Source organism: Vibrio sp. 1562, assembly GCF_033340155.1.
In the GTDB taxonomy this organism is placed as follows: domain Bacteria; phylum Pseudomonadota; class Gammaproteobacteria; order Enterobacterales; family Vibrionaceae; genus Vibrio; species Vibrio alginolyticus.
This window is the reverse complement of the sequence record NZ_JAWOVY010000283.1, coordinates 1-744: the sequence shown is the minus strand read 5'-3', so window position 1 is coordinate 744 and position 744 is coordinate 1. Positions and strand designations below refer to the sequence as shown.

General features: G+C 42.6%; 1 protein-coding gene. It reads left to right on the top strand.

Translation table 11 applies throughout. From position 1 onward, the window contains the following. Positions 1 to 300 precede the first annotated feature (300 nt). On the top strand, positions 301 to 744 hold a 444-nt coding region (locus tag R7Z49_RS24675), incomplete at its 3' end, for a LemA family protein (RefSeq protein ID WP_318112328.1).

The window sequence follows — 744 nt, the reverse complement described above, 5'->3', positions numbered from 1 at the left end:
CAGTGCCTGTGCTTGCTGGCCTATTGACGGTAATCATCGGTACTATGGTACTTGTTCCGATGACAGCTTAGTCACGGATTAGAATTTCTACATTCCACAAGGCTCGGCTTTCACGCCGGGCCCTTTTATTTTGCTCTCCTTGAGAATCCTTTCCCTTCGTTCTTATCCCAAATGGCTCTCATATTTCTTACGCAATGCGTGCCATATTTAAAAATACCCCACATTATAAGTAAGTCTAATTTGCTTAATATCTCAACTACTTATATAAAACACTGATACATTCACAAAATGGAACTCACTATGACTGCACTGATTGTCTTTATTGTTATTGTTCTGCTGGTTGTGGTTTACGCAATCAGTATTTACAACAAGCTCGTTACTCTACGAAATCGCTTTAAAAACAGCTTCGCTCAAATCGAAGTTCAACTGAAACGTCGATACGACCTAATTCCGAATTTAGTAAACACCGCTAAAGGTTACATGGATCATGAGAAGGAAACGTTTGAACGCGTGATCCAAGCTCGTAACCAAGCAATAGCAGGTTTAAAAGCCGCCAGTGATGCGCCAGATAGTAATGCTGCAATTAGCCAGCTGAGCCAAGCAGAAGGCATGTTACAAAACGCTCTAGGCAAACTGAACGTTGTGGTAGAAGCCTACCCTGAATTGAAAGCAAACGAGACGATGAGCCAACTCCAAGAAGAGCTAACCAGTACCGAAAACAAAGTCGCGTTTGCCCGCCAAGCA